Source organism: Mesorhizobium sp. M0848, assembly GCF_040319805.1.
Taxonomy (GTDB): Bacteria; Pseudomonadota; Alphaproteobacteria; order Rhizobiales; family Rhizobiaceae; genus Mesorhizobium.
This window is the reverse complement of the sequence record NZ_JAMYOM010000007.1, coordinates 250,327-273,412: the sequence shown is the minus strand read 5'-3', so window position 1 is coordinate 273,412 and position 23,086 is coordinate 250,327. Positions and strand designations below refer to the sequence as shown.

At 64.0% G+C, this 23,086-nt stretch carries 24 protein-coding genes and 1 tRNA gene; 11 read left to right on the top strand and 14 right to left on the bottom strand.

The window, feature by feature from the left end; translation table 11 throughout:
* Positions 1-194 precede the first annotated feature (194 nt).
* From NKH95_RS10805 to NKH95_RS10795, 3 genes are read left to right on the top strand one after another with little or no spacing between them, the layout of a single operon-like run.
* Entirely contained in the window at positions 195-1,706 is a 1,512-nt protein-coding gene (locus NKH95_RS10805) for an ABC transporter ATP-binding protein (RefSeq protein WP_128304111.1), read from the top strand.
* On the top strand, positions 1,706-2,761 hold the full coding sequence (locus NKH95_RS10800) for an ABC transporter permease (RefSeq protein ID WP_128304110.1): 1,056 nt from the start codon (positions 1,706-1,708) through the stop codon (positions 2,759-2,761). The genes NKH95_RS10805 and NKH95_RS10800 overlap by 1 nt, the downstream gene beginning before the upstream one ends.
* Complete coding sequence (locus NKH95_RS10795; RefSeq protein ID WP_128304109.1) at positions 2,758-3,702, top strand: ABC transporter permease; 945 nt, start codon at positions 2,758-2,760, stop codon at positions 3,700-3,702. The genes NKH95_RS10800 and NKH95_RS10795 overlap by 4 nt, the downstream gene beginning before the upstream one ends.
* A 208-nt stretch (positions 3,703-3,910) precedes the next feature.
* Here NKH95_RS10795 and NKH95_RS10790 read toward each other — a convergent pair whose 3' ends face one another.
* Positions 3,911-4,678: an SDR family NAD(P)-dependent oxidoreductase gene (locus NKH95_RS10790; protein WP_023811180.1), complete on the bottom strand. Its 768-nt coding sequence runs from the start codon at positions 4,676-4,678 to the stop codon at positions 3,911-3,913.
* A gap of 290 nt (positions 4,679-4,968) precedes the next feature.
* Here NKH95_RS10790 and NKH95_RS10785 point away from each other — a divergent pair, with 290 nt between their 5' ends.
* Positions 4,969-5,124: a hypothetical protein gene (locus tag NKH95_RS10785; protein WP_023811179.1), complete on the top strand. Its 156-nt coding sequence runs from the start codon at positions 4,969-4,971 to the stop codon at positions 5,122-5,124.
* A gap of 109 nt (positions 5,125-5,233) precedes the next feature.
* A complete protein-coding gene (locus tag NKH95_RS10780) occupies positions 5,234-6,175 on the top strand; it encodes an LLM class flavin-dependent oxidoreductase (protein ID WP_352613059.1) in 942 nt (313 codons plus the stop codon).
* 235 nt (positions 6,176-6,410) lie between these two features.
* Here the strand turns inward: NKH95_RS10780 and NKH95_RS10775 are convergent, their stop codons facing one another.
* From NKH95_RS10775 to NKH95_RS10750, 6 genes are all read right to left on the bottom strand, one after another.
* Entirely contained in the window at positions 6,411-7,085 is a 675-nt protein-coding gene (locus NKH95_RS10775) for a cysteine hydrolase family protein (RefSeq protein WP_352613057.1), read from the bottom strand.
* A gap of 35 nt (positions 7,086-7,120) precedes the next feature.
* Entirely contained in the window at positions 7,121-8,845 is a 1,725-nt protein-coding gene (locus NKH95_RS10770) for an ABC transporter ATP-binding protein (RefSeq protein WP_352613055.1), read from the bottom strand.
* Positions 8,846-8,954: 109 nt separating this feature from the next.
* Positions 8,955-10,958 carry a Fe(3+)-hydroxamate ABC transporter permease FhuB gene (fhuB, locus tag NKH95_RS10765; protein WP_352891513.1) on the bottom strand — a complete coding sequence of 668 codons (2,004 nt, stop codon included), beginning with the start codon at positions 10,956-10,958 and terminating at the stop codon, positions 8,955-8,957.
* The gene (locus NKH95_RS10760; protein WP_352722571.1) at positions 10,955-11,815 is read right to left on the bottom strand and encodes an ABC transporter substrate-binding protein; all 861 of its coding nucleotides are present in this window, start codon (positions 11,813-11,815) and stop codon (positions 10,955-10,957) included. Before NKH95_RS10760 ends, fhuB begins: the two co-directional genes overlap by 4 nt.
* Before the next feature lie 25 nt (positions 11,816-11,840).
* Positions 11,841-12,467, bottom strand: coding sequence for a TonB-dependent siderophore receptor (locus NKH95_RS10755; protein WP_352891512.1), 627 nt, complete (start codon positions 12,465-12,467; stop codon positions 11,841-11,843).
* Positions 12,431-14,023, bottom strand: coding sequence for a TonB-dependent siderophore receptor (locus NKH95_RS10750; RefSeq protein ID WP_352891510.1), 1,593 nt, complete (start codon positions 14,021-14,023; stop codon positions 12,431-12,433). Before NKH95_RS10750 ends, NKH95_RS10755 begins: the two co-directional genes overlap by 37 nt.
* 215 nt (positions 14,024-14,238) lie before the next feature.
* Here NKH95_RS10750 and NKH95_RS10745 point away from each other — a divergent pair, with 215 nt between their 5' ends.
* The 4 genes from NKH95_RS10745 (at position 14,239) to NKH95_RS10730 (ending at position 17,475) form a co-directional block, all read left to right on the top strand.
* The gene (locus tag NKH95_RS10745) at positions 14,239-15,030 is read left to right on the top strand and encodes an ATP-binding cassette domain-containing protein (RefSeq protein WP_164762277.1); all 792 of its coding nucleotides are present in this window, start codon (positions 14,239-14,241) and stop codon (positions 15,028-15,030) included.
* A 65-nt stretch (positions 15,031-15,095) separates the two neighbouring features.
* Positions 15,096-16,061 (top strand): tonB-system energizer ExbB, encoded by a 966-nt coding sequence (exbB, locus tag NKH95_RS10740; RefSeq protein WP_352891508.1) that lies wholly within the window; start codon positions 15,096-15,098, stop codon positions 16,059-16,061.
* Between the two features lie 5 nt (positions 16,062-16,066).
* Positions 16,067-16,534 (top strand): TonB system transport protein ExbD, encoded by a 468-nt coding sequence (gene exbD / locus NKH95_RS10735; protein ID WP_352442129.1) that lies wholly within the window; start codon positions 16,067-16,069, stop codon positions 16,532-16,534.
* The gene (locus NKH95_RS10730; RefSeq protein ID WP_352891507.1) at positions 16,531-17,475 is read left to right on the top strand and encodes an energy transducer TonB family protein; all 945 of its coding nucleotides are present in this window, start codon (positions 16,531-16,533) and stop codon (positions 17,473-17,475) included. Before exbD ends, NKH95_RS10730 begins: the two co-directional genes overlap by 4 nt.
* 150 nt (positions 17,476-17,625) lie before the next feature.
* Here NKH95_RS10730 and NKH95_RS10725 read toward each other — a convergent pair whose 3' ends face one another.
* From NKH95_RS10725 to NKH95_RS10700, 6 genes are all read right to left on the bottom strand, one after another.
* Entirely contained in the window at positions 17,626-17,946 is a 321-nt protein-coding gene (locus NKH95_RS10725; RefSeq protein ID WP_031213427.1) for a hypothetical protein, read from the bottom strand.
* 165 nt (positions 17,947-18,111) lie between these two features.
* On the bottom strand, positions 18,112-18,324 hold the full coding sequence (locus tag NKH95_RS10720; protein WP_352891506.1) for a hypothetical protein: 213 nt from the start codon (positions 18,322-18,324) through the stop codon (positions 18,112-18,114).
* A 4-nt stretch (positions 18,325-18,328) separates the two neighbouring features.
* Positions 18,329-18,583, bottom strand: a complete 255-nt coding sequence (locus tag NKH95_RS10715) for a hypothetical protein (protein WP_023811699.1) — start codon at positions 18,581-18,583, stop codon at positions 18,329-18,331.
* 67 nt (positions 18,584-18,650) lie between these two features.
* The gene (locus NKH95_RS10710; RefSeq protein ID WP_352891505.1) at positions 18,651-19,613 is read right to left on the bottom strand and encodes a SagB/ThcOx family dehydrogenase; all 963 of its coding nucleotides are present in this window, start codon (positions 19,611-19,613) and stop codon (positions 18,651-18,653) included.
* 530 nt (positions 19,614-20,143) lie between these two features.
* Positions 20,144-20,893 carry a helix-turn-helix domain-containing protein gene (locus tag NKH95_RS10705; protein ID WP_128304096.1) on the bottom strand — a complete coding sequence of 250 codons (750 nt, stop codon included), beginning with the start codon at positions 20,891-20,893 and terminating at the stop codon, positions 20,144-20,146.
* A 326-nt stretch (positions 20,894-21,219) separates the two neighbouring features.
* A tRNA-Ala gene (locus NKH95_RS10700) sits at positions 21,220-21,295 on the bottom strand.
* A gap of 260 nt (positions 21,296-21,555) precedes the next feature.
* Here NKH95_RS10700 and NKH95_RS10695 point away from each other — a divergent pair.
* Together NKH95_RS10695 and NKH95_RS10690 are read left to right on the top strand one after the other, a co-directional pair.
* The gene (locus NKH95_RS10695) at positions 21,556-21,846 is read left to right on the top strand and encodes a YggT family protein (protein ID WP_023811703.1); all 291 of its coding nucleotides are present in this window, start codon (positions 21,556-21,558) and stop codon (positions 21,844-21,846) included.
* A gap of 13 nt (positions 21,847-21,859) precedes the next feature.
* Positions 21,860-22,177: a DUF167 family protein gene (locus NKH95_RS10690; protein ID WP_023811704.1), complete on the top strand. Its 318-nt coding sequence runs from the start codon at positions 21,860-21,862 to the stop codon at positions 22,175-22,177.
* Positions 22,178-22,194: 17 nt separating this feature from the next.
* Here NKH95_RS10690 and NKH95_RS10685 read toward each other — a convergent pair whose 3' ends face one another.
* Positions 22,195-23,076, bottom strand: a complete 882-nt coding sequence (locus NKH95_RS10685) for a MurR/RpiR family transcriptional regulator (RefSeq protein ID WP_013528979.1) — start codon at positions 23,074-23,076, stop codon at positions 22,195-22,197.
* Positions 23,077-23,086: the final 10 nt, after the last annotated feature.

Sequence of the window (23,086 nt, the reverse complement as noted above, 5' to 3'; positions counted from 1 at the left end):
TGCTGCTTTTTTTTTTTTTTTTCTCCTTGGGGCGGGGGGGGGGGGGTGTGGGGGGCGGGCGGGGGGGGGGGGGGGCCCCCTCCTCGTAGGGCGCATCCCCACCCCGTCTCGCAATCTCCGCTTCGCTCCGACTGCGAGCCGACCCTCCCCACAAGGGGGAGGGTGAAGCAGAGCCTCTCTCCGCAGGAGCATCCTTGTCCGCCCCACTCATCGAAATGCGCGGCATCACCAAGAGCTTTGGCGCCGTCAAGGCGAACGAGGCCGTCGATCTCAGCGTCGCGCCCGGCGAGATCCTCGGGCTACTGGGCGAAAACGGCGCCGGCAAGACGACGCTGATGAATGTGCTGTTCGGCGCCTATGCGCCCGACGCCGGCGAGATTCTCATCCAGGGCCAGACGGTGCGGATCACCAGTTCCGCCGATGCGCTGGCCGCCGGCATCGGCATGGTGCACCAGCATTTTCACCTCGCGCCGCGGCTGACGGTGCTGGAAAACCTGCTCATCGGCATTCCCGGCAAGACAGGACGGATCGACCGCGCCGGCGGGCTGGCGCGGCTGGCCGAGATCGGCCGCCAGCATGGGCTGGTGCTTGACCCGGACCTGCCGGTCTCGGCGCTGTCGGTCGGCGAGCAGCAGCGGCTCGAAATCGTCAAGGCGCTGTTTCGTGGCGCCAGGCTGCTGATCCTCGACGAGCCGACGGCGGTGCTGGCGCCAAGCGAGGTCGACGGGCTGTTTTCGGCGTTGCGTTCTATGGCGGCGCAAGGTCTCGGCATCATCTTCATCTCGCACAAGCTCAACGAGGTGCGGGCGCTGACGCATCGCTGCACGGTGCTGCGGCATGGCCGCGTTGCCGGCCGCGTCGATGACCCGGCCAACACGACATCCTCGGAGATGGCAACACTGATGTGCGGCCATGAGATCGTGCCGCCGGCGCGGGGACCATCGGCGCCGGGTGCTGATGTGCTGACGCTCGACGGTATCTCAACCTCGCATCATTCGGGCACGGCGCTGCGCGACGTATCGCTTGCCGTCCGTGCCGGCGAAATCCTCGGCATTGCCGGGGTGTCGGGCAATGGCCAGCGGGCGCTGGCGGAGGTGATCTCCGGCGTGCGGGCGCCCGATGCCGGCCGGATGACGATTGCCGGCCAAAAGGTCTCGCGGTTCTCGCCGCGCGAGGTGCAGGCGCTCGGACTTGGCCGTATCCCGGAAGACCGCATGACGACCGGACTGGTGACCAATCTGCCGCTGGCCGATTCGATGGTGCTGCCGCGCATCGGCACCACAGCGTTCAGCAGCAGGGGCCTGCTCAAGCCCGATGCGATCCGCGCCTTCACTGAGGCGCAGATCAAGGCCTATGATATCAGGTGCCCCGGGCCGATGACCCGCGCCGGGGCGCTGTCCGGCGGCAATCTGCAGAAGGCGTTGTTGGCACGCGAGCTTGCCTTCGATCCGAAGGTGCTTGTTGTCTCGCAGCCGACGCGCGGCCTCGACATCGGAGCCGCCCGCTTCATCCACGAAAAATTCCTCGACATGCGCGCCAAGGGCTGCGGCATCGTCGTCATTGGCGAGGATCTCGAAGAACTGCTGGTGCTCTGCGACCGCATCGCGGTGATGTATGAGGGCCGCATCGTCGGCACGCTCGACAGCGCCGATGCAACGATCGCACGGCTCGGCCTGATGATGACCGGGGCGGAGGGCCACAGCTGATGTTTCGCCTGGAGGTCCGCAGCTCGACGCCGACCTGGTTCAACCTCGCTCTGCCATTGCTCGCGATCGGAGCAACGCTCATCTTGTGCAGCGGCCTTATTGCGCTGGCCGGCCCCGGCGTGCTCGAAGCTTATGGCGTGATGTTCACGGCGTCGCTGGGCGACAGCTATGCGATCACCGAAACGATGGTGCGTGCAACACCCATGATCTTCACCGGACTGGCGGTCGCGGTCGCCTTCCGAGCAAAATTCTGGAACATCGGCGCCGAAGGGCAATTGCTTGCCGGCGCGGTGGCCAGCTGCTTTGTCGGCGCCATTCCAATGCCGGGGCCGCTCGCCATGGTCTTGATGGCGGTGGCGGGCGCCGCAGCGGGAGCCGCAGTCGCGTTGGTGCCGGCGACGCTCAGAGTAAAATTCAAGGTCGATGATGTCGTCAGTTCGCTGTTGCTCAACTCGGTCATCTATTACGCCTTGATGGCGCTGATCGAGGGGCCGTGGAAGGACAGTTTCAGCGGCTATCCGATCTCGCCGCCGATCGAGGATTCGGCCAATTTCCCGGTGCTGCTCGAAGGCACGCGGCTGCATCTCGGCGTCGTCGCGGCACTGATCGCGGCGCCGCTGATCTGGTTCCTGATCGTGCGCACGACGCTCGGCTTCAGGATCAGGGTCACCGGCGAAAACCCGGAAGCCGCCAGATATGGCGGCATCCACGTCGAGCGGGTGCTGATCTCGACGGCGCTGCTGTCCGGCGCGCTGGCCGGATTGGCCGGCGTCGGCGAGGTCGGCGGCGTGCATTTCCAGGTGATGAGCGACATCTCGCCGGGCTACGGTTATTCCGGCATCGTCGTTGCGATGCTGGCGCGGCTCAATCCGCTCGGCGTCGTGCCGGCGGCGATCTTCCTTGCCGCCGTGATGACCGGCGCCGAGGCGATGTCGCGGGCGACCGGCGTGCCGGCCTTCCTCAGCGACGTCATCCAGGGCACCGCATTGCTTGCCATGCTTGTGGCGCTGCTGTTCACCGCCTATCGCATCCGTCGCGTCGGAGTTGCCCGATGAGCGCGGTGTTCGAACAAATATTCCAGGTCGGCTTCCTGGCCGCGATCATCCGCATTGCCACGCCGCTGGCTTTCGCGACGCTCGGCGAAATGTTTTCCGAGCGGGCCGGCGTGCTCAATCTCGGCATCGAAGGCATCATGCTGTTGTCGGCGATGACGGGCTTCACCGCCGCCAGCCTCACCGGCAGCCTGTGGCTTGGCGTGCTGGCGGCGGTGCTCACCGGCATGCTGATGGGCGCGCTGCATGCGCTGTTCACCGTGGCGCTCGGCCTCAGCCAGCACGTCTGCGGCATCGGCGTGACGCTGTTCTCGTCGGGCCTCGCCTATTTCCTCTACCGGCTGATCTTCGGCCAGCAATCAGTGCCGCCCAGCATCAAGGGTTTTCAGACGCTGCCGATCCCTCTCCTGTCTGACATCCCGGTGCTCGGGACGGCGGTGTTCAACCAGTTCGCGCTGGTCTACATGGCGATCCTCGCCATTCCGCTCGCCGCCTTCGTGCTCTACCGCACGCCATGGGGCCTGTCGGTGCGCATGGTCGGCGAAAACCCGCGCGCCGCGGATTCGGCGGGGGTCAGTGTCACCGCCACGCGCTTCCAGGCAGTCATCCTCGGCGGGGCGCTGATGGGGCTGGCCGGCGCCTTCCTGTCGATGGCGCAGTTCAACGCTTTCACCTTCGGCGTGGTGTCGGGGCGCGGCTGGGTGGCGATCGCGCTGGTCGTGTTCGGCCGCTGGGATCCGTGGCGCTCGGCGGGTGCGGCACTGCTGTTCGCCTTCGTCGATGCGCTGCAGCTGCGCATGCAGGCCAGCGGGCTCGGACACATCCCCTACGAGGCGTTCCTGATGCTGCCGTTCATCTTCACCATCGTCGCCATGGCGGTGATGTCGCGCAACGCGGTGGCACCGTCGGCGCTGCTCAAGCCGTTTCGGCGGGAAGAGCGGTAGCAAAGCTTGGGTTCCTCGCCCCGCAAAGCGGGGAGAGGTGGCCGCGAAGCGGTCGGAGAGAGGCCTGCGACGCTGGCGAGTTGTCGCCGAAGCAAGGCAAGGTCGAGCCATTCCCCCTCTCCGTCTCGGCTTCGCCGAGCCACCTCTCCCCCCATTCGTGGGGGCGAGGAACCCGCATCCTGCCAAGTTCGCGCCTTCTTTGAGCGTCTCACATCGCGGTAAAGCCGTTATCCACAAACAGATGCGTGCCGTTGACGAAGCTCGACTCGTCGCTGGCCAGGTAGAGCGCTGCCCTCGCCACCTCTTCCGGTTCGCCGATGCGGCCCTGCTGCGCGGCCAGCGCCGCGTCGGAGACGTCGACGCCGAGCCTGCCGAGGTCGGCGACCTCGCGCAGGCCGTGCGGCGTGCGGATGAAGCCGGGGCAGACCGCATTGCAGCGGATGTTGCGGTCGCGGAACTCGACGGCGATGGCGCGGGCGAACATGTGGCAAGCGCCCTTGGTGGTGTCATAGAGCACTTCGTTGGGAGTCGCCGCCACCGCCGAGATCGACGAAGTACAGACGATCGAGCCGCCGCCGGCCGCAATCATGCCGGGCAAAACGGCGCGCGTCATCAGGAACATCGAGCGCACATTGACGGCATGCAGCCAGTCCCATTCCTGGACCGTCGTCTCCAGGAAGGGTTTGATGACGATGGTGCCGGCGTGGTTGAACAGCACGGTGACCGGTCCGAGTTTTTCGATAGCACCCTTCACCGCCGTTTCGACCTGGGCTTCGTCGGAGACGTCGGCGATGAAATGCTCGGCTATCTGTCCCCGCGCGCGTATCGCCGCTGCGGTTGCGGCGGCCGCCTCGCCGTTGCGGTCGATGATCGCCACCTTGGCGCCTTCGGCGGCGAACAGCTCCGAAGCCGCTCCGCCCATTCCCGTCGCTCCTCCCGAAATGATGGCGACCTTGCCGGCCAGTCTTGTGCCCATTTTTCTGCCCCTGTGTGACGATTTCGCTTTGCTGGTTGGGCGATGCTACCGCGCCCGTGCCGGGCGGCCAATCCACGAATTGAGCGCAGCGAGGGCAAGGCCATAGGTCCATTCGGACGCAGAAGCAAAAAACGGACGCGCCATATGGATCGGCCGTCCGAGCGCTCCCTCTAAGCAAGTGCCTACCAACTTCCGGCATCATAGGAGAAAATTATTCTGTCTTTAGCCCAAAAATAGCAATCGACAAAGTCTACCAGTTTTATAGATTAATCGCCGAGACGGAGGTCGATATGTCCTACATCCAGAACGCCCAGACGGATCGCAGCGCTCAGCGGTCGGCCAATGCCCAGGCCTTTCGCCCGGCCTATGCCGGGGCTTTCGCCTATCTCGTCTTTGCCCTTGCGTTCGTGTTCACCGGGGCAGTTGTTCTGGGCCTTATTCCCTGAGTCGTCAGATCGACCGGGGTTAGCTGCCCACCGCTTTCAGGCAATCGGAGTTGAATGAACCGAATCCTCGGCGTGCTTTCGCGCGCCCGACACAACGGAGGACATGGCAATGCCGATCGAGTTCACGCATATTCCGGGTAAGACCGCCGATGCCGCGGTTCCCTTTTTCTACGACTTTGCCGAGACCGCGACCAAGCTCGGGCTGATCGAGGATGGCGGCTTCCGCAAGATCGTCGTCGACGATTCGGCCGGGCTGCTGACCAACATGGATCTTGCGGCCCAAGTGCTCGATCGCACCTCGTCGCTGGAAGTCGTGCTCACCCATTGGGCGGGCGTGGTCGAACCGACCGTGGCAGCCCGCCAACTGGCGTCGATCGACAGGAAAAGCGGCGGACGCCTGGCGCTGAGGATGATCAGCGAGCCGCTGAGCGACGCCGACGCCGAAACACGGCCGGTCGGGCACACCGTCATTTGGCAGCGCATAGACGAATATCTGGTGTTGCTGAAGCGGCTGTGGTCGAACGACCGGCCCTTCGACCACGAAGGAACGTTCTACAGCATCAAGGGCGGCTACGTGCCGCGCAAGGGACCGCACGGCGCCGACCTGGTCATCCGCATGGGCGGGCAGTCCGGAACGGCACTCAAAGTTGCCGGCCGGCATGCCGATGTCTTTGAATTGGCACCGGGCTCGATCGATGAGATCCGGCAATTGATGGAGCGGGTGCGCCGCTCGGCCGCCGAACATGGCCGGGCCGGCAAGCTGCGCTTCGCGCTTCCGGTCGGGATTCACCAAGGTGCTTCCGCCTCCGGCCACAAGGCAGTCGATGTTGCCGGGCCGCCAGCCCAGGCCGCCCTGTCGCTGCTTGCCTATGCAGCCCTCGGGATCGATGAATTCATGATTGTCGGCGTCGACACGCCGCGTGAGATCGCAACGGTCGGCCGGGAAACCATCGCCCTGCTGCGCAATTCGCTGGCGCGTCGCGAACACGAGGCATTCCAGCCTGGGGCATATGCGTCTCGTGCAGGATTGGAGACGCGCGCAACGGGCTGAGTTCTGGCCTACGGAATGAAAGCTATTCCGGTAACGCCGAGATCCTTAACACCCCCCTCTGTCCTGCCGGACATCTCCCCCGCAAGGGGGGAGATCGACAGCTTCACCCGCAGCGCTCGTCTTGCCACGTTGGCGATTAGTGAAAGCCGAGATGACAGCCAATCTCCCTCCTTGCGGGGGAGATGGCCGGCAGGCCAGAGGGGGGTGCTGTCCCGCCGGCATTGATCTTGGCGCCCTAACTCGCCATGCCCGACAATCGCGACAGGCCTTCAATGACAGCGCTGGAATCAGCGAGCGCGCCAAAGACGCCATCCTCAACCGTCACCATGTGAAGCGCTGCTTCGTGCGCTTGTCTGTCGCCGCTGGCGCAAGCGTCCGAGATCGTCAGGCATTGGAAATTCCGGTCGCAGGCTTCGCGCAGCGTGGTGTGGACGCAGACATCCGTCGTGCATCCGGAAAACATGAGATGCGTGATGCCTTGCGCGCGCAGGACAAGCTCGAAATCCGTATAAATGAAGGCGCTGTTGCAGGTCTTGTCGACAATGATGTCCTGCGGGGCCACATTGATCTCCGGAACGATCTGGAACCCCGTGCCCGAGCGCAGCAGGATATCGGTGCCGTCGAGACCGGCGCGCTTGCGGCGCCATTTTTCGTAAGGCGTCATATCGGCCATATCGGCCCGATAGCCCTGCCTCGTGTGGATGACCCTGACGCCGGCCTTGCGCGCGGCCGCGATCAACCGGCTCACCGTCGGCAGGATCGCCCTTAGAGGCGACGGGTCATAGCCCTGCCTGGCGAAGTAGCCTGATGTCGAAAGGAAATCCTGCTGCAGGTCGATGACGATCAGCGCGGTGTTTTCGGCCACCAGCCTGCCGTCATAGGGGAAATCGAAGGGCGTTGCCTTGATCATCCGGGGCTCCCTGCCTCGGCCGCCACCATAGTGGATCAGCGCGACGACACCAGATGCTGGGCGTCGTGCAGGCGCCGATAGATACCGCCGGCGCGGAGCAGTTCGCTGTGCGAACCCTGTTCGACGACGCCGGACTCCGAGACGACGACGATGCGGTCGGCGCCGCGGATCGTGGCCAGCCGGTGTGCGATGACCAGCGTGGTCCGGCCCTCGGCAAGTTCGGCCAACGACTTCTGGATTTCGCGCTCGGTCTCGGTGTCGAGCGCCGACGTCGCCTCGTCGAGGATGAGGATCGGCGGGTTCTTCAGGAACATGCGGGCGATCGCCAGCCGCTGCTTCTGGCCGCCCGACAATTTTACGCCGCGCTCGCCGATGATCGTGTCATAGCCGGCCGGCAGGCCCGATATCATGCCGTCGAGCTGCGCCCGCCGCGCGGCATCGGTGATGGCCTCGTCGGAGGCGCCGAGACGGCCATAGGCGATGTTTTCGCGGATCGAGCCGCCGAACAGGAAGACATCCTGCTGGACGATGCCGATCTGGCCGCGCAGCGAAGCGAGCGTCATGTCCCTGATATCGATGCCGTCGATGCTGATCCCGCCGGCGCTGACCTCATAGAAACGCGGCAGCAGCGAGCAGATGGTAGTCTTGCCGGCGCCCGACGGTCCGACGAAGGCGATGGTTTCGCCGGCGTGAATGGTGAGATCGATATCCCTGAGCACCGGCTTGCCGTCGCCATAGCCGAAGCTCACACCGCGATATTCGATGTCGCCCTTGAGGCCGCTTACGGTCACGGCACCTGGCCGGTCGGCGATGTCGGGTTCGGTGTCGAGCAACTCGGTGTAGCGGCGGAAGCCGGCAATGCCTTTTGGATAGGTCTCGATCACCGAATTGATCTTCTCGATCGGCCGCACGAAGACGCCGACCAGAAGCAGGAAGCCGACGAAGCCGCCATTGCTCAGGCCTCCCGTAATGACGAGGTAGCTGCCGGCGATCATGACCACGAGCTGGATCAGCCTTATGCCCATATAGTTCAGCGAATTGCTGGCCGACATGATGCGGTAGGCGTCGAGCTTGGTCTGGCGGTAGCGCTGGTTGTCATGCGCGAACAGCGTGCGCTCATGCTCCTCGTTGGCGAAGGCCTGGACGACGCGCATGCCGCCGACATTCTCCTCGATGCGGACGTTGAAATCGCCGACACGCCGGTAGAGCGCCTGCCAGTTGCGCTCCATGCGGTCGCCATAGCGCATCGTCACCCAGGCGATCAGCGGCACGATCACCGCCGTGATCAGCGCCAGATGCATGTTGACGGTGAACATCAGCACGAAGGCGCCGGCGAAGGTCATGATGGCGATGAACAGGTCCTCGGGACCGTGATGGGCGATCTCGCCGATTTCCTCGAGGTCCTTGGTGACACGGCCGACGAGATGGCCGGTCTTGTGGTTGTCGTAGAAGCGGAACGACAGCTTCTGCAGATGGTCGAAACTCTTGCGCCGCATCTCGGTCTCGATGTTGATGCCGAGCATGTGACCCCAATAGGTGACAACCGCCATCAGCACCGTGTTGAGCAGATAGATCACCAGCAGCCCGGCCGACGCGATGATGATCAGCGTCCAGTCCTGCTGCGGCAGCAGCTGGTCGACGAAGGTGCGGACCGCCATGGGAAAGCCGAGTTCGAGCAGACCGGCCAGCACCGCGCAGGAGAAGTCGAGCGCGAACAGCCCCTTCCAGGGCGCGTAATAGGAAAGGAAACGTCTGATCATCGAGGTGAACCGCAAGCTGTTTTGATGGACGCGGCGAGGGCGCCGGCCGCCATCGATGGGCGCTGCTTACAATCGGCAGGGCAGGGCCGGCAATATGCCAGGGCCGACTTCATTGCCTGCCTTTCCACATCAGCGCCATGAAATAGGGGCCGCCGACGAAGGCGGCGATGAGGCCGGCCGGCACTTGCCAGGGAAAGATCAGCGTCCGGCCTGCCCAGTCGGCGGCAACGAGGATCAGCCCGCCTGTCATGGCGGAGGCCAGAAGCTGCGGCACGGCGCGGCGGAAGCCGAGCATGCGTGCGAGGTGCGGCGCCATCAAGCCGACGAAGCTCAGCGGGCCGATGACCAATGTCGCGGTTGCGGTGGCCAATGCGGTGAGCGCAAGCAATGTGGCGCGAACACGTCCCAGTCGCAGGCCAAGGCCACGCGCGGCGGTTTCGCCGAGCGGCATGATGTCGAGCCAGCGCGCCGTCAGTGGCGCCAGGGCGAGGACGGCAACCGCGACCGTTGCGGCGGTGAAAGCATCATTGGGTGTTGCGCGATAGGTCGATCCCGATAGCCAGGCGAGCAGGAAGTCCATGCGCGGATCGCCGCTGGCCAGAAGCAGCGCGGCGAAGGCGGACGCGACAGTGGCAACGGCGACGCCGGCAAGCAGCAGCCGTTCCGGCGACAGTGCATTGCGCCGCCCGGCCAAAACAACGATCGTCAGCGCCAGCATGGCGCCGGCGAGGGCGGCGCCGAGCATTGCCGCGCGGTCGAAGCCGTCGCTGAGCAGCAGCAGCGCCAGCACGCCGAAAGAGGCGCCGCCGGAAATGCCCAGGACCTCGGGCGCGGCCATCGGGTTGCCGGTCATGCGCTGCATCAGCGTGCCGGCGACGGCGAGCAGGACGCCCGCCGACAGGGCGACGACGACGCGAGGCGCGCGCAGGGCAAGCAGCTCGGTCAAATCCGCGGATGCGATCCAGTGCCAACCGCCTGCGGCACGGCCAAAGCCGATGGCGAGGACAACCGCGAGGATAAGCGCCAGCAGGCCCGCGATCAAAGGCAGGCCGTTTGTCGGCAGGCGTACCGACGACATCATGTCGGTCTGCCTTTCGGGAGTGGTTCGCATTCGCGGCAACAGGAACAGCAGCAGCGGTGCGCCGAGCAAAGCGGTCGCGGTGCCGGCGGGGATTTCGCCGGCGAACGGCAGATGCTGCACCAGCCGGTCGGTGAGCCAGAGCAGGGCGCCGCCGACCAGCGGCGACCAGACCAGGCGGCGGCCAAGCGTGCGCGCTCCGGCCAGCCGCGCCAGCGCCGGGGCGGCGAGCGCCACGAAACCGATGACGCCCACCTCGGCGACGACCAGCGCGCTGAGCGAGACGGCGACAGCCATGCCGGCAAGGCGGATGACGGCCGGCCGGGTGCCGAGCGATGCCGCACCGTCGTCGCTGAGATCGAGCAGGCGGAGCGGTCGCCAGAGCAGGAACGCGGCGCAGATGCCGGCCAGCAGCCACGGCGCCAGAACAACGACCGCCGCGTCGCCATTCTGCACCAGCGAGCCGCTCTGCCAGATGAACAGCTCCTCGGTGTATTCGCGGTTGAGCGCCATCAGCAGCGCGCCGGCCGAGCCGAAAGTGAGGCTGACGACGAGGCCGGCGATGATGATCGACACTGGCGAAAAGCTGCGCCCGCGCGCCAGTGCGAAGACGGCTGAGGTGGCGAGCGCGCCGCCGGCCAGCGCCACACCTTCGCGGCCGCCCTCCAGCAGCCATGGTGCATAGAGGGTGGCTGCTGCCAAAGCGAGGCTCGCTCCCGCATTGGTGCCGATCGTGGTCGGCTCGGCCAGCGGATTGCGCAGCACATGCTGCATGATGGCACCGGCGAGACCAAGTGCAGCGCCGGCCAGCATGCTGACGGCGACACGCGGCAGGAAGGCATAGCGATACAGCAACTGCGCTGGATCGGATGTGTCGGGGGCGGTGAGCGCCTGCCACCACAGGTGCGTAGGCAGAAGGTGGATGAGATCGAAAACGGTCAGCATCAGCGCCAGGCCTGCGGGCACGGCCGCCAGCAGGATAAGCGCACCGATGCCGTCGCGCTGTCGCGGCAGGGACATTGCCTGGGAGATCATGCCGCTGCCATGAATTCGGCGAAACGCCCGGCGGCGGCAAGACCACCGAACGGCCAGACCGGCGGAATGGTCCGCACCCGGCCGCTCCTGACGCAAGGCAGATTGGCCCAGAGCGAGCTGCGGGCAATCCTGATCCTGACGTGCGGCGGGATCGGATCGAGCGAGATCAGTTGCGCCTCGCCGACGGCGACCAGTTCCTCGATGCCGACCGTGGAGAAGCCCCATTCATTGGTGGCGGTGGTCCAGGCGTTGACGAGGCCGAGCCGGTCGAGGACATCCTGCAGCAGGCTGCCGGCGCCGTATACGCGGACATGGCGATCGTCGAACATGCTGACGACGCAGACCGGTTTCTGCACCGCCCGCTCCAGCTTGGCACGCGCTTGGGCGATCGAGGCTTCGATGCGCCCGACAAGGTTTCCTGCTTCCGTCCTGCGGCCAAGCATGTCGCCAAGCTGCAGCGTCACCTGTTGCGCCTGCGCGTAAGGTGGAGCCTTGCCGCTGTAGAACGGCACGTTGAAGGTCGGCGCCAATCTGGTGAAGCTGTTCTCGTCCAAGCCATAGCCATAGGCGCCGACGATCAGGTCGGGCCGCAATTCCCGGAGCAGTTCGAGATTGGGTTCGCTGCGCGATCCCAGGTCGACGGTGGCCTGCGGCAGTGCCGGGCCCTGGACCCAGTCGCCATAACCCCTGATGTCGCCGACGGCGAGCGGCGACAGGCCGAGCGAGACCACGATTTCGGCCGACGTCCATTCCAGGCAGACGACGCGGGCAGGTGCCGCGCGTGCCATGCCGCCCGGCAAGGCGAGGCCGGTCGCGGCGAGGCCGGCAAGATACTGGCGCCGTGTCAGCGCCGCCATTTTGGGTCGGCCCGCCACCTTGCTTCTACCATGTGTATTTCACCGAACCGTTGATCCTGCGGCCCTCGCCGTAGAAGCAGCCGAAGCCCGAGGAGAAGCAGGAGGCGACGTAGCGTTTGTCGAACAGATTGCTGGCATTGAGGCTGAGCGTGGCGTTCTGCCAGGCGTAATGCACCGCCGCGTCGGCGAGCACGACCGATGGAACCTTGAAGCTGTTGGCGTCGTCGCCATAGGTCGAGCCGACATAGCGGACGCCGGCACCCAGGCCGAGACCTTCGAGCTTGCCGCTCATGAAGGTGTAATTGGCCCAAAGCGATGCGGAATGGGCCGGCACGCCGAAGGGCATGTTGCCTTCGTTGCTGACCCAGACGCCGTTGACGTCTTCGACAGCGGTCGCCTTGGTGATCTTGGTGTCGAGGTAGGTGTAGGCCGCTCTCAGATCGAGGCCCGCATCCAGGCTCGCCACGGCTTCCAGTTCCACGCCGCGCGAACGGATCTCCCCGGTCTGGAACAGATCGTTGGGTGAGCCCTCATTGCCGGAACGCACGACATTCTGCCGGGTCAAGTCGAAAACTGAGGCCGTGATGAAGGAATTCCAGCCGGTCGGCTGGTACTTCAGCCCGATCTCGTATTGTCTGCCGGTCTCGGGCACGAACAGATGCCGTCGCTGTCGGCGCCCGCCACCGGCTGGAACGATTCGGAATAGCTGACATAGGGCGCAAGCCCGTTGTCGGCGAGGTAGACGAGCCCCGCCCGGCTGGTGAAGGCGTTGTCCTTCTGCTCGGGAATGTAGCCACCGGCCAGATTGTCGTAGACCTTGGCGTCCGACCAATCCTGGCGGCCGCCAAGGGTCAGCCGCCAGTTGCCGAGCTTGATCTGATCCTGCGCATAAAGGCCAACTTGCTGCTGGGTGGTGTCGGTATCGGTGTAGGGCGTCAGATCACCGATCTTGTAGCCGTAGACCGGATCGAAGACGTTGAAACCGTCCTCGACGGTCCCTTCCGAGGCATAGTCGCGGTAAGTATAGCGTTTGTAGTCGAGGCCGACGAGCAGCGTGTGGGCAAGCGGCCCGGTGTCGAAATCGGCTTGTGCCTGGTTATCGATGGTGACGCCGCTGAGCTTGGTGCCACCGGCATCTGCATAACGGTAGTAGTCGCCGCTTGAAGGTTCCAGGCCGTTCGAGTCCGTCAGTCCGCCACCAAAGACGCCTTCCTCGGTGTGGGTAAGGTGGACGTAGCGGGCATGCTGTCGAACCTGCCAGGTTTCGTTGAAACGGTGATCGAATTCGTAGCCGATCGAGGCCTGGTCGTTGTTGTAGGAGTCGAAGCCGGGTTCGCCGACGAACATGCTGTTCGGCAGGTGCTTGCCGTCCTTGCCCGGTATGACCGCGCCGTAGGCAGGCAGATACTGCATCGCCCATCCCGAACGATCGCGCTGATAGTTGGCGAGGATGGTCAGGCTGGTGTCGGCATCTGGCTGCCAGGTGATCGCCGGCGCGATGAAGATGCGGTCGTCCTTGACGAAATCGGTCTGCGTGTCGCCCATGTGAGCGGCACCGGTGAGGCGAAACAGCAGCGACTTGTCGGAGTTCACGGCACCGCTGAAGTCGAACTTGCCTTCATACCGGTTGAAGCTGCCACCACCGAATTCGACCTCGCGCAGGTTTTCCTCGGTTGGCCGTTTGCTGACATAGTTGATGATGCCGCCGGGGCTTGCCTGGCCATAAAGCACCGACGCCGGTCCGCGCAGCACCTCGTAGCGTTCCGCGCCATAGGAATCGAGTGCGGTGAACAGGGTGAAATTGCTCTCCTTGAGCTGCAGCCCGTCCCTGTAGAAGACGCCGCTGGCGTTCGAAATGCCGCGCAACTGCAGGCCGAGGCCGCGATTGTCGGTGCCGTAGAGATTGCCGGTGGCGCCGGGTGTGTAGCGCAACGCGCTGTTCAGGCTGTCGACGGCTTGCGCTTCCATCTGGTCCCTGGTGATGACCGATATCGATTGCGGCGTCTCGATCAGCGGCGTGTCGGTCTTGGTGCCGGTGGAGCCCTTGGTGGCAACGTAGCCCTTAACCGGCCCGAATGCGCTTTCGACACGTTCCTGGACGTTGATCGGGTCCAGGGTGGTGGTGACCGTCTCCTGGGCCAGTGCATGGCCGCAGCCAAGCAGGGCCGGCAGCGACACCGTTGCGATCAGCAGGCGCTTGCGCGCCATCCGGTTCTGCCAAATCGGTCCATGTCCTGAAATCATCCGGTGCGCCTCCTGTTTCCCAATTCCGTGCCGATATCGCCGGTCGCGACGATTTGTTGATCGTTGCAGTCATCTTCAATGTTGACTAGTAAGGTCATGTTTCATAGTCAACCGGGCATGACCCGTCGAAAGCCGGAATCTGGAAATGCGGGCGGCCGCACTGGAGAAAAGCCATGAGCATGGCTGGAATTGATGCCCAGACTGCCTTCCATATCGATGCCGTACGCTTTGCCGTCGGCGAGCGGACGCTGCTCGGTCCGGTTTCGCTCGAACTGGAGCGCTCGCGCGTCTATGGGCTGATCGGCCACAATGGTTCGGGCAAGTCGACGCTTATCAAGCTCATGGCGCGCCAGCAGCCGGCGAGTTCAGGCGCCATCACTTTCGCCAGGCGTCCGTTGCCGCAATGGGGTGCCCGCGAATTTGCCCGCGCGCTTGCCTATCTGCCGCAGACGACCCCTGCGGCGACCGGCCTGACCGTGCGCGAACTGGCGACGCTCGGGCGCTATCCCTGGCATGGCGCGCTTGGCCGTTTCCGCGCCGAGGACAGGCAGCATGTCGAGGAGGCGCTGGCCCTGACCGATATGGAGGGTTTTGCCGACCGGCTGGTGGACGAATTGTCGGGCGGCGAGCGCCAGCGCGCCTGGCTCGCCATGCTGGTGGCGCAGAACGCCGGCGTCATGCTGCTCGACGAGCCGATCTCGGCACTCGACATCGCCCATCAGGTCGAGGTGCTCGGGCTGGTCAAGGAGCTCAGCCGCAAACGCGACCTATGTGTCGTCGTCGTGCTGCACGATCCCAACATGGCGGCGCGCTACTGCGACGAACTGATCGCGCTGAAGGACGGCAAGCTGCTGACGCGCGGCACGCCCGGCGAAATCATGCGCAGCGATGTGCTGAAAGGCATTTTCGGTGTGGAGATGGGCGTGTTCGCGCACCCCGTCACCGGCCAGCCTGTCGGCTATGTGCAGTGACAATATCTGATGCGGCGGCGGGAAATAAAAGGCGGCAGGCCGCTGTGAGAACAAGGAAGAAGCTGTTGTCGAGAACTGGTTTGTTGGCGGCGTTGGTCGCATCCGTCATCCTGTCGGCCGGCAGCACAATGGCCCAGGAGCAACCCGCCGGTGCCGCGCCGGCGGTCGAAGCCCCCGCCGTGCCCGCAGCCCCAGCGCCGATTGCACCCGCACCCGCCGCACCGGCAGTCGCTCCGCCGGCCACAATGGCGCCTTCGCAGCCAGGCACGCAGCCGAATACGGCCGCGCCGGCCGAGGCCGGACCTTCGACGGCGATGGAGATGACCTTGCCGCATGACCTGTCGCCATGGGGCATGTTCATGGCGGCCGATATCGTCGTCAAGGCGGTGATGATCGGGCTGGCCTTTGCCTCCCTCGTCACCTGGACGATATGGTTGGCCAAGTCGCTGGAGCTTTTCGGCGGCAAGCTGCGCATCCGTCGCGCCGTGCGGGCGATCAGCGAGGCCGCCACGCTGAAGCAGGCCAGCCGTACCCTTGACCGCAGCGGCGGCCCCGGCGCGCTGCTGGTTCGGGCGGCCGAGGAGGAGACCGCACTCTCGGCCGGCGCGCTCGATCATGTTTCGGGCGATGGCCTCAAGGAACGGGTCACGTCGCGCCTGTCGCGCATCGAGGCGGCGGCGGCGCGGCGCATGTCGCGCGGCACTGGCGTGCTGGCGACGATCGGCTCGACAGCGCCGTTCGTCGGCCTGTTCGGTACGGTCTGGGGCATCATGAACGCCTTCATTGGCATCTCGCAGGCGCAGACCACCAATCTCGCCGTGGTCGCGCCGGGTATCGCCGAGGCGCTGCTGGCCACCGCGATGGGCCTGGTCGCGGCCATACCGGCCGTCGTCATCTACAACGTCTTTGCCCGCTCGATAGCCGGCTATCGGCAGATCCTCGCCGATGCCGCCGCCGGGGTCGAACGGCTGGTCAGCCGCGACCTGGACTTCCGCACCGTTGCGCCGGCAACGCCACTGGCGGCGGAGTAGGCGCCATGGGAAGCAGAATCCGACAGGCCATGGATGATGATCTCGAGGAAAGCCACGAGATCAACGTCACCCCGTTCATCGATGTCATCCTGGTGCTCTTGATCATCTTCATGGTCGCGGCACCGCTGGCCACGGTGGATGTCAATGTCGATCTGCCTGGTTCGACGGCAACGCCCGCACCGAGGCCCGAGACACCGCTGTTCCTGACGCTGAAGGACGATCTGACGCTGGCGATCGGCAATGACAGCGTGCCGCGCCCGGCTTTCGCCACGACGCTGGACGCCAAGACCAAGGGCGACAAGCAGACGCGCATCTTCCTGCGCGCCGACAAGGCGGTCGCCTATGGCGACCTGATGGAGGCGATGAACCTATTGCGCGGTGCCGGCTATCTGAAGATCGCGCTGGTCGGCCTGGAGACGGCTCCCGCGTCCAATTCTCCGGCGCCCGCAGCCACGGGTGCGCCGACGCCATGACGCAGGCGGTCGCTGTGCCCTCGGTCCAGTTGTCGCGCTTCGGTTGGCGCGACCTTGGCTTGTGGGCCGGTGCTGCCGCGCTGGTCCTTGGAGCCCATGTCGCGGTCGCCTATGCAGTGCAGAACCTCACAATGGTCACCGAAGCGGATGGCGGTCCCCCCCCCGCGCAGATGATCGAGATGGCACCGATGGTGGTGATGCCGGCCGTGGAAGAACAGGTCGCCGCGCTGGATGCGGTGACGCCAGATCAGACCGAACCGACACCGACGACCGAGCCGATACCTGAAGAACCGGTCGAAAAGGCGGAGCCGGTTGTCGAGCCGCCGGAAGCGGTCGCGCCAGACGAGACAGAACCCACCCAGACCGAAACGGTTGAAGAGGTCGATCAGCCGCCGCCGGATGAGGTCGTCCCCGATGTTGCCGAGGCTGTCACGCCCGACGTCGTCATTCCCTTGCCGCAGCCGAAACCGGTCGAAGCTGTCAAAGACAAGAAACCGGTCGCGGCCAAGGCGAAAAAGCCTCTCGAGAAGCCCAAGCCGCGGCCTAAGAAGGAGAAGGCAGCCCCGCCGAAGACGGCAACCGCCACCAGCGCCGACGCACGGCCCGCGGCCAGGACCGCCGCGCCGAAGTCGGCCGGATCGACGTCTCGCTCCGGCGACTCCAGCAAATGGGACTCCCGTCTGGGTGCCTGGATCAAGCGGCACACGCGCTATCCCAGTTCTGCCAAGGCCCGACGCGTCGAAGGCAGGCCGTATGTCGCCTTCACGGTCGACTCGTCCGGCCGGGTCCTGTCCGCCAGGCTCTCTCGTTCCTCGGGGGATGCGGATCTGGACCGTGCGGCGCTCGCCGTGCTGCAAGGCGCCACGGTGCCGGCACCGCCACCGGAACTTGGTTCGCGTCTGAGCCGTACAGCGCCGTTCGTGTTCAGCCTGCGCAACTAGAGCATTCACCGTTTCACGGAAACGGCGAGCTGCTCTAACTCTTTGTTTTGATGCAATTCTCTAGGGAAAGCGCTACGCGCTTTTCCCGGGAAAACCGCTTCACACTTTTCCTAGAATTGCTCTAGAGCCGAACTTGATCGGGCCGGCCTGTCAATAGGCCAGTGACAGGCTCAGGGCCTCGACCTGTTCGAGATAGAATCGGCATTTCGTGCGCAAGGGCCCGAGGCCCGGGTCATCGGCGCCGTTGATCTCGACGGTCTGCATCATGAAGTCGAAATGGGCGTGGAAAGCGTCCACTGTACCCCAGAGACTGTCGGCCTGGCAGCTGTCGGCAATCGCCATCGAGACGAGTTGGCGGGCCTCGACCCGCGCGGCGTCAGGCGACGGCGGCCGCCTGGCGATCAAGACGTCGAGCCGGCTGAAAATGCTTTCCCTGGCATCGACGCTTCTGATGTTGGCTATCATGTTCATGTGCAGGTCCCCCTTGGCATTCCAAACGCGCAATAGGTTCCGGTCCGAAATTGAAAAACTGGTGATCAGAGCATTTTCAGCGGCGCCAATGAACGCGTCGCGTTTGGGCGGGCGACATGCATCAAGCTTGAGCGACCGACCGCCGGTCCTGCGGGCAGGATGCAATCAGGGCGGGATGGCGGTTGCATCGGAGGGATGGCCCCTGATGATGTTGGCGACCTCGGCATCGGCCTGCTCGAACCAGTAGACCATGTCGGCGCGGCGCAGGTCCGTCGCGGCCTTCTTCAGCAAGGGCAGCAGGCTTTGCAACGCGCACAGTGTCTCCCACCGGTTTGGGGAGGTCGAGCCGGCCACCGCGCATGCGGCTGACGATTGCATGTCGCTACGCTCTCCGTGGCTGGACGGCCCGAGTGTCTTTTGCCTGCGCCTTGGGGTGCAGCGGGTTGCCGCTGAGCTGCGCATGCCTGGCCGGCCGTGCGCCGCGAAGAACGTCGAAGGCCTCTGCATAGGCCATGCCGAGCAGATAGGAGATCATCGGAAAACGGCTGGCTTCGGCCATTTGCACGAGCTCATTGGTCATCGACGAAATATATTGAAGACTATCGATTTCCGACTGGCGTAAGGATTGATTTGGCACGTGCTGCTCCTGTCTCTGGTTATACCTAGGGAACGCGTTACTGGCCGCGATGCACATAGTTGGTCGACTAATTGATGGATTGGCCCGCCGTCGAGGGATCTCTTTCCGGGGTCGAGAGGGTCAAGGCATAGATCGGTGCGTCGGTGAAACTGTCGAGACCAAGCAGCCGCTTGATCGCGGAATGACTGAGCGCGGCTGTCGGACATGCCGACAGGCCATGACTGGTCGCCGCCAGCATGATGTTCTGGCCGATATGGCCGGCCTCGATCAGCACGACACGATAGGCGTTGGCGTCCTCATATTTCCACATCGTGCGATCGAGCCTGGCGCAAAGCAGGACCAGGCACGGCATGGCGTCGGCCCACTCCTGTCCGCCGACCAGTTCGGAGATCTTCGGCAGATGGTTTGCAGAAATCCTGCCAAGGTCGTGATCCGCGGCGGAATAGTGATAGACACCGGGTTCGAGGCCATCGACGCCGAGCGCGACCACATAGGCCTCATAGGGATTTCGCGCGCCGCCTGAAGGGGTCATGCCGAGCGGCAGGGTGCCAACGCAATTGGCGGTCTCGCCGATGATGCCGAGCCCTGCGAACAGGCAATCGGAAAGCTGTTTGGCCGTGATGGTGGGCTGAGCCGCCGTGCGGTTGGTGCGGCGCCGCGCCATCAAGCTGAGAAGTTCATTGTCTTCCAGTGCATTCGGCAGCTGGATGGCGCCCGCGGAATTCTTGAGCATGAGGTTCGGCTGCGGCGTATGGCCGGCGCGTTCTATCTGCCGCTCTTCCGCTTGCTCGATGGTCATGTATTCGCTGTCCTGGACGCAGAAATGCATCAGCGCCGTCGGAAGCCCCCAACTCCATTGTCCTGAAAACTGTTCCTCCTGCTCGGCGAGAGGCGATCCGGCTGTGACCAGCGCGGAGAAATCGAGCAACTGGGGAACGACAGCCTTCAACTCGGACTTCGACCATCCATGGGCGCGGGCAATGTCCGCCGTCGATGCCCATTTGTCCCACGATGCGAGAAGGCCGACCATCTCGGGGCTGCATTCAAACACGCTTCTGGTCAGGAAGTTGCATGCCGTGACCTTGTTCGGTCCGGGGTAGAAAACAAGCGTTTTCGAAGAGCGCATTTTCATGAAGCTGGTTGCCATCTGCGGAGCCGAGGCGCCGACAAGCAAGACGCTCGTCGGCGCAGAACGGCTTCAGCGCTTGTTGTAGTGCATGCCCTGCGAAAAGAAGACGGTCTGCGTGCCGGCGGCAATCGTCAGCTTCGGAGCATTGGTCACTTTCTTGGCCATTTTCATCCCTTTCCTGACCCCGATTTGGGATCCGTTGAAAGACCCCCAGAACGGGATCCGCGTGAAGAAAGGTAAGGTCGGAAGAGTTAATGGTTTGTTAAAATTATAGTAAAACCACGAGCCTAAGACGGACCCGTGGATTATCTTTCCTGGCATTAAAGTGTAAAATATCGATTTTATTCAGATACAGAGTAGACAATCGTTGGCATACGCTTTATCGGCGTACGCTTATTCTTATTCGGCGTAAGACACGGCGATCCGAGGGGTTAGCCCAACCCGTCCCGGGTGAGGCTGACAACCAGTTGATCGACGCCCGGATCGTCGAGATTGATGACATGCGCCATGCTGATGGCATCCCTTCGGTGGATGTTGGCGATGTCGCGCCGCATGATGACGGACACGAATGCCGGGCCGGCCTCCGTCAGTAGCATGGCCTTGCCCATCAGCACCGGTTCGGAGATGGGAGCCCATTGCACGGAGATCAGCGACGGCTCCCCGGTCTGGCGGCGATTGATGCCGCTGAAATAAATCCAGTTCAGCCGCGAGATCGCCACGCCATAGTGATTGCCGCGCGCCCGTGCCCAGGTCGATCCCCGGCGCTCCGACCATCCGGTGACCCTTCGGAAGGTGACCAGTTCGGCTTCGCGCCGCACGAAGGTCACCGAGCGCATCAGGAGGTCTAGGCGGCCCGGGATCGAGAAATAGGTGAAATAGGTGCCGCCCGCGATCGAAGGACTGGGAGGGCGGATCATCTGGTTGAACAGGCTCTCGGACACCGGCGGCAAGCCACGCATCGCCGGCTCGGGTGCGCCGGGATCCTGGTACAGTTCGGCCTCGTCGATCCGAAAGTAATCGCATATCAGCTTGGCGGTGGCCTTGTTGGGAACGGTCTGCCCTTGCAGGTAGCGTTCGAACTGCGTGCGGTTGATGTGCAGCTCACGGCACACCGCACTTACGGAGGCATGTTCCTTGCATAGCCGTCTAAGGTTTACAGCGAGATTCTCGCGAATTGACACGTCTTTGCTTCCGCAGGCGGATTTTTCATTTCGACTCGAAATCGATATAGCGCCTCCGGTCGCCCCCGCCGAAACGCCCTGGTCACAACGCACAGAAAAACTGATTTGGTAACGTCAATTTAGTGGGGTGGTTTCCAAAAAAAACGGAAACAATCGGTGAGCGCTTCCGCCATAAGTCCAATTGACAAAAATTTTGCCGGATATTGCGAAATAGGCGATGTAGCGCGGCCTTTTAAGGTGCGCTGGGCACAGCAATGCTAACGCGGGGCAAGCCGGGACGAGCGTCGCGGACCGCATCTGGCGCGGAGAGTGGAGAATTATTCCACTGGTGGAGCTGAGGAGGATCGAACTCCTGACCTCGTCATTGCGAACGACGCGCTCTCCCAGCTGAGCTACAGCCCCGTCCAGCGGATGGGCGCATTTATCGGGCGCCGCGGTTTCCTGTCAAGGCGGAGGTTTGCCGAAATCCAGTGCCGTCAAGCGTCGAGTTGGCGCCGGCGGATAGCGGCCCTTGCCGGTTTTGTGTATTCGCGCCTTCGTTGGGGTGTCGGCGACATGCCGCCCTACAGGTCAGACCGAGCCGGTATTGGCGCCCCACAGAAAGGCGGCCCTTGCCGGTTTCGCGTGCAATGGCTACATGTCGGCAACAATTGGAGACCGGCATGCTCGCCCTCATTCAAACAATCGTCATGGCGCTTGACCTCTACTGGTGGATCATCATCGCCTCGGCGATCTTTTCCTGGCTCTACGCCTTCAACGTCGTCAATTCGAAGAACCAGTTCGTCGGCAGCATCGGCAACATGCTCTACCGGCTGACCGAGCCGGCGTTGCGGCCGATCCGCCGCTTCATGCCGGACCTTGGCGGCATCGACATCTCGCCGATCATCCTGCTTCTGATCCTGTTCTTCCTGCGGCAGTTTCTGCTCACCACGGTGGCGCCTCTGATCCTGTGAGCAGGATGACCTTATGAGCACGCCGTTTCGCCTGCGCGAAAACGGCGCCGAGCTGTTTGTCCGGCTGACGCCAAAAGCTGCGCTGGACAGGCTCGAAGGCTTCGAGGCCACGGCGGACGGGCGAAGCCATCTGAAAGCGCGCGTCCGCGCCGTACCGGAAAACGGCAACGCCAATCATGCGCTCGAAAAGCTGCTGGCCAAGGCTCTGGGCGTGCCCGGGTCCGCTGTCTCGGTTGTCGCTGGCGGCACCGCGCGGCTGAAGACCGTGCGCATTGAAGGCGATCCGGCGACGTTGGCGAATAGCATCGAGGCGCTCGGCCATCAGTCCTGATGTCCTTGTCGGAGGGTTCAATCGCCCAATGGCAAACGCGGATCGTCGACTTTCAACGTGTTCACGCTCTGCTTGATGCGGCGCAGATTCTCCAGAACCCTTGGTCCGCGCGTCTCGGCGACCGAGGTGACGATCATGTCGACGATCGACAGCAGCGCATAGCGCGACGATGTCGGCTTGTAGATATTGCCGTCCTCGAGCGACTGGAAATGGATGACCGTGTCGGCGACCTTGGCGAGTGCGGAGTCCGGCGGGGTGATGGCGATCGTGGTGGCGCCATATTGCTGGGCGACCTGCACCGCATCGATGACCGATCGCGCATAGCCGGAGACAGAGAAGGCGATCAGCGTGGTGTCAGGGGTGGCGACGGCGGCGTACATGCGTTGCAACTGTCCGTCGATCTGCGCCAGCACCGACACGCCAAGCCTGAACAGCCGGTTCTGCATTTCGGTCGCCATCATGGACGAAATGCCACCGGAGCCGATGCACAGCACATTACCGGAAACAGCGATGCGTGCGGCGACGGCGACCAGCGTCGTCATGTCGAGGTTTTCGCTGGCGCGCTGGATGGCCGATATCGCCGCTTCGGTGATGGCGGAAGCGATGCGCTGTTCGCGGGCATCGCGGCTCAACGGTTCCGGCGACAGATACTGGCCGCCGATGGCGATGGCCTGCGCCAGATAGAACTTGAAGTCGCGCAGGCCCTCGCAGCCGAGATTGCGGCAGAACCGCGTCACCGTTGGCTCACTGACGCCGACGCGGGCGGCAATTTCCGAGATCGCTGCCTTGGAGACGAAATCGAGGTCTGCCAAGACGAAGCCGGCCAGCTTGCGATCCGACTTCGTTCCGTCCTGCGACATCAGCTGCAGGCGCGTGATGATGTCGGCCGGCGTCTTCATGCTGCTATTT

What these genes read in the sequence shown, in the direction of transcription:
- NKH95_RS10800 (WP_128304110.1), top strand. Translation starts at nt 1,706, where the DNA reads ATGTTTCGCCTGGAGGTCCGCAGCTCGACGCCGACCTGGTTCAACCTC.
- NKH95_RS10795 (WP_128304109.1), top strand. Translation starts at nt 2,758, where the DNA reads ATGAGCGCGGTGTTCGAACAAATATTCCAGGTCGGCTTCCTGGCCGCG.
- NKH95_RS10790 (WP_023811180.1), bottom strand. Translation starts at nt 4,678, where the DNA reads ATGGGCACAAGACTGGCCGGCAAGGTCGCCATCATTTCGGGAGGAGCG.
- NKH95_RS10785 (WP_023811179.1), top strand. Translation starts at nt 4,969, where the DNA reads ATGTCCTACATCCAGAACGCCCAGACGGATCGCAGCGCTCAGCGGTCG.
- NKH95_RS10780 (WP_352613059.1), top strand. Translation starts at nt 5,234, where the DNA reads ATGCCGATCGAGTTCACGCATATTCCGGGTAAGACCGCCGATGCCGCG.
- NKH95_RS10775 (WP_352613057.1), bottom strand. Translation starts at nt 7,085, where the DNA reads ATGATCAAGGCAACGCCCTTCGATTTCCCCTATGACGGCAGGCTGGTG.
- NKH95_RS10770 (WP_352613055.1), bottom strand. Translation starts at nt 8,845, where the DNA reads ATGATCAGACGTTTCCTTTCCTATTACGCGCCCTGGAAGGGGCTGTTC.
- fhuB (WP_352891513.1), bottom strand. Translation starts at nt 10,958, where the DNA reads ATGATCTCCCAGGCAATGTCCCTGCCGCGACAGCGCGACGGCATCGGT.
- NKH95_RS10760 (WP_352722571.1), bottom strand. Translation starts at nt 11,815, where the DNA reads ATGGCGGCGCTGACACGGCGCCAGTATCTTGCCGGCCTCGCCGCGACC.
- NKH95_RS10750 (WP_352891510.1), bottom strand. Translation starts at nt 14,023, where the DNA reads ATGGCGCGCAAGCGCCTGCTGATCGCAACGGTGTCGCTGCCGGCCCTG.
- NKH95_RS10745 (WP_164762277.1), top strand. Translation starts at nt 14,239, where the DNA reads ATGGCTGGAATTGATGCCCAGACTGCCTTCCATATCGATGCCGTACGC.
- exbD (WP_352442129.1), top strand. Translation starts at nt 16,067, where the DNA reads ATGGGAAGCAGAATCCGACAGGCCATGGATGATGATCTCGAGGAAAGC.
- NKH95_RS10730 (WP_352891507.1), top strand. Translation starts at nt 16,531, where the DNA reads ATGACGCAGGCGGTCGCTGTGCCCTCGGTCCAGTTGTCGCGCTTCGGT.
- NKH95_RS10725 (WP_031213427.1), bottom strand. Translation starts at nt 17,946, where the DNA reads ATGAACATGATAGCCAACATCAGAAGCGTCGATGCCAGGGAAAGCATT.
- NKH95_RS10720 (WP_352891506.1), bottom strand. Translation starts at nt 18,324, where the DNA reads ATGCAATCGTCAGCCGCATGCGCGGTGGCCGGCTCGACCTCCCCAAAC.
- NKH95_RS10710 (WP_352891505.1), bottom strand. Translation starts at nt 19,613, where the DNA reads ATGGTCGGCCTTCTCGCATCGTGGGACAAATGGGCATCGACGGCGGAC.
- NKH95_RS10695 (WP_023811703.1), top strand. Translation starts at nt 21,556, where the DNA reads ATGCTCGCCCTCATTCAAACAATCGTCATGGCGCTTGACCTCTACTGG.
- NKH95_RS10690 (WP_023811704.1), top strand. Translation starts at nt 21,860, where the DNA reads ATGAGCACGCCGTTTCGCCTGCGCGAAAACGGCGCCGAGCTGTTTGTC.
- NKH95_RS10685 (WP_013528979.1), bottom strand. Translation starts at nt 23,076, where the DNA reads ATGAAGACGCCGGCCGACATCATCACGCGCCTGCAGCTGATGTCGCAG.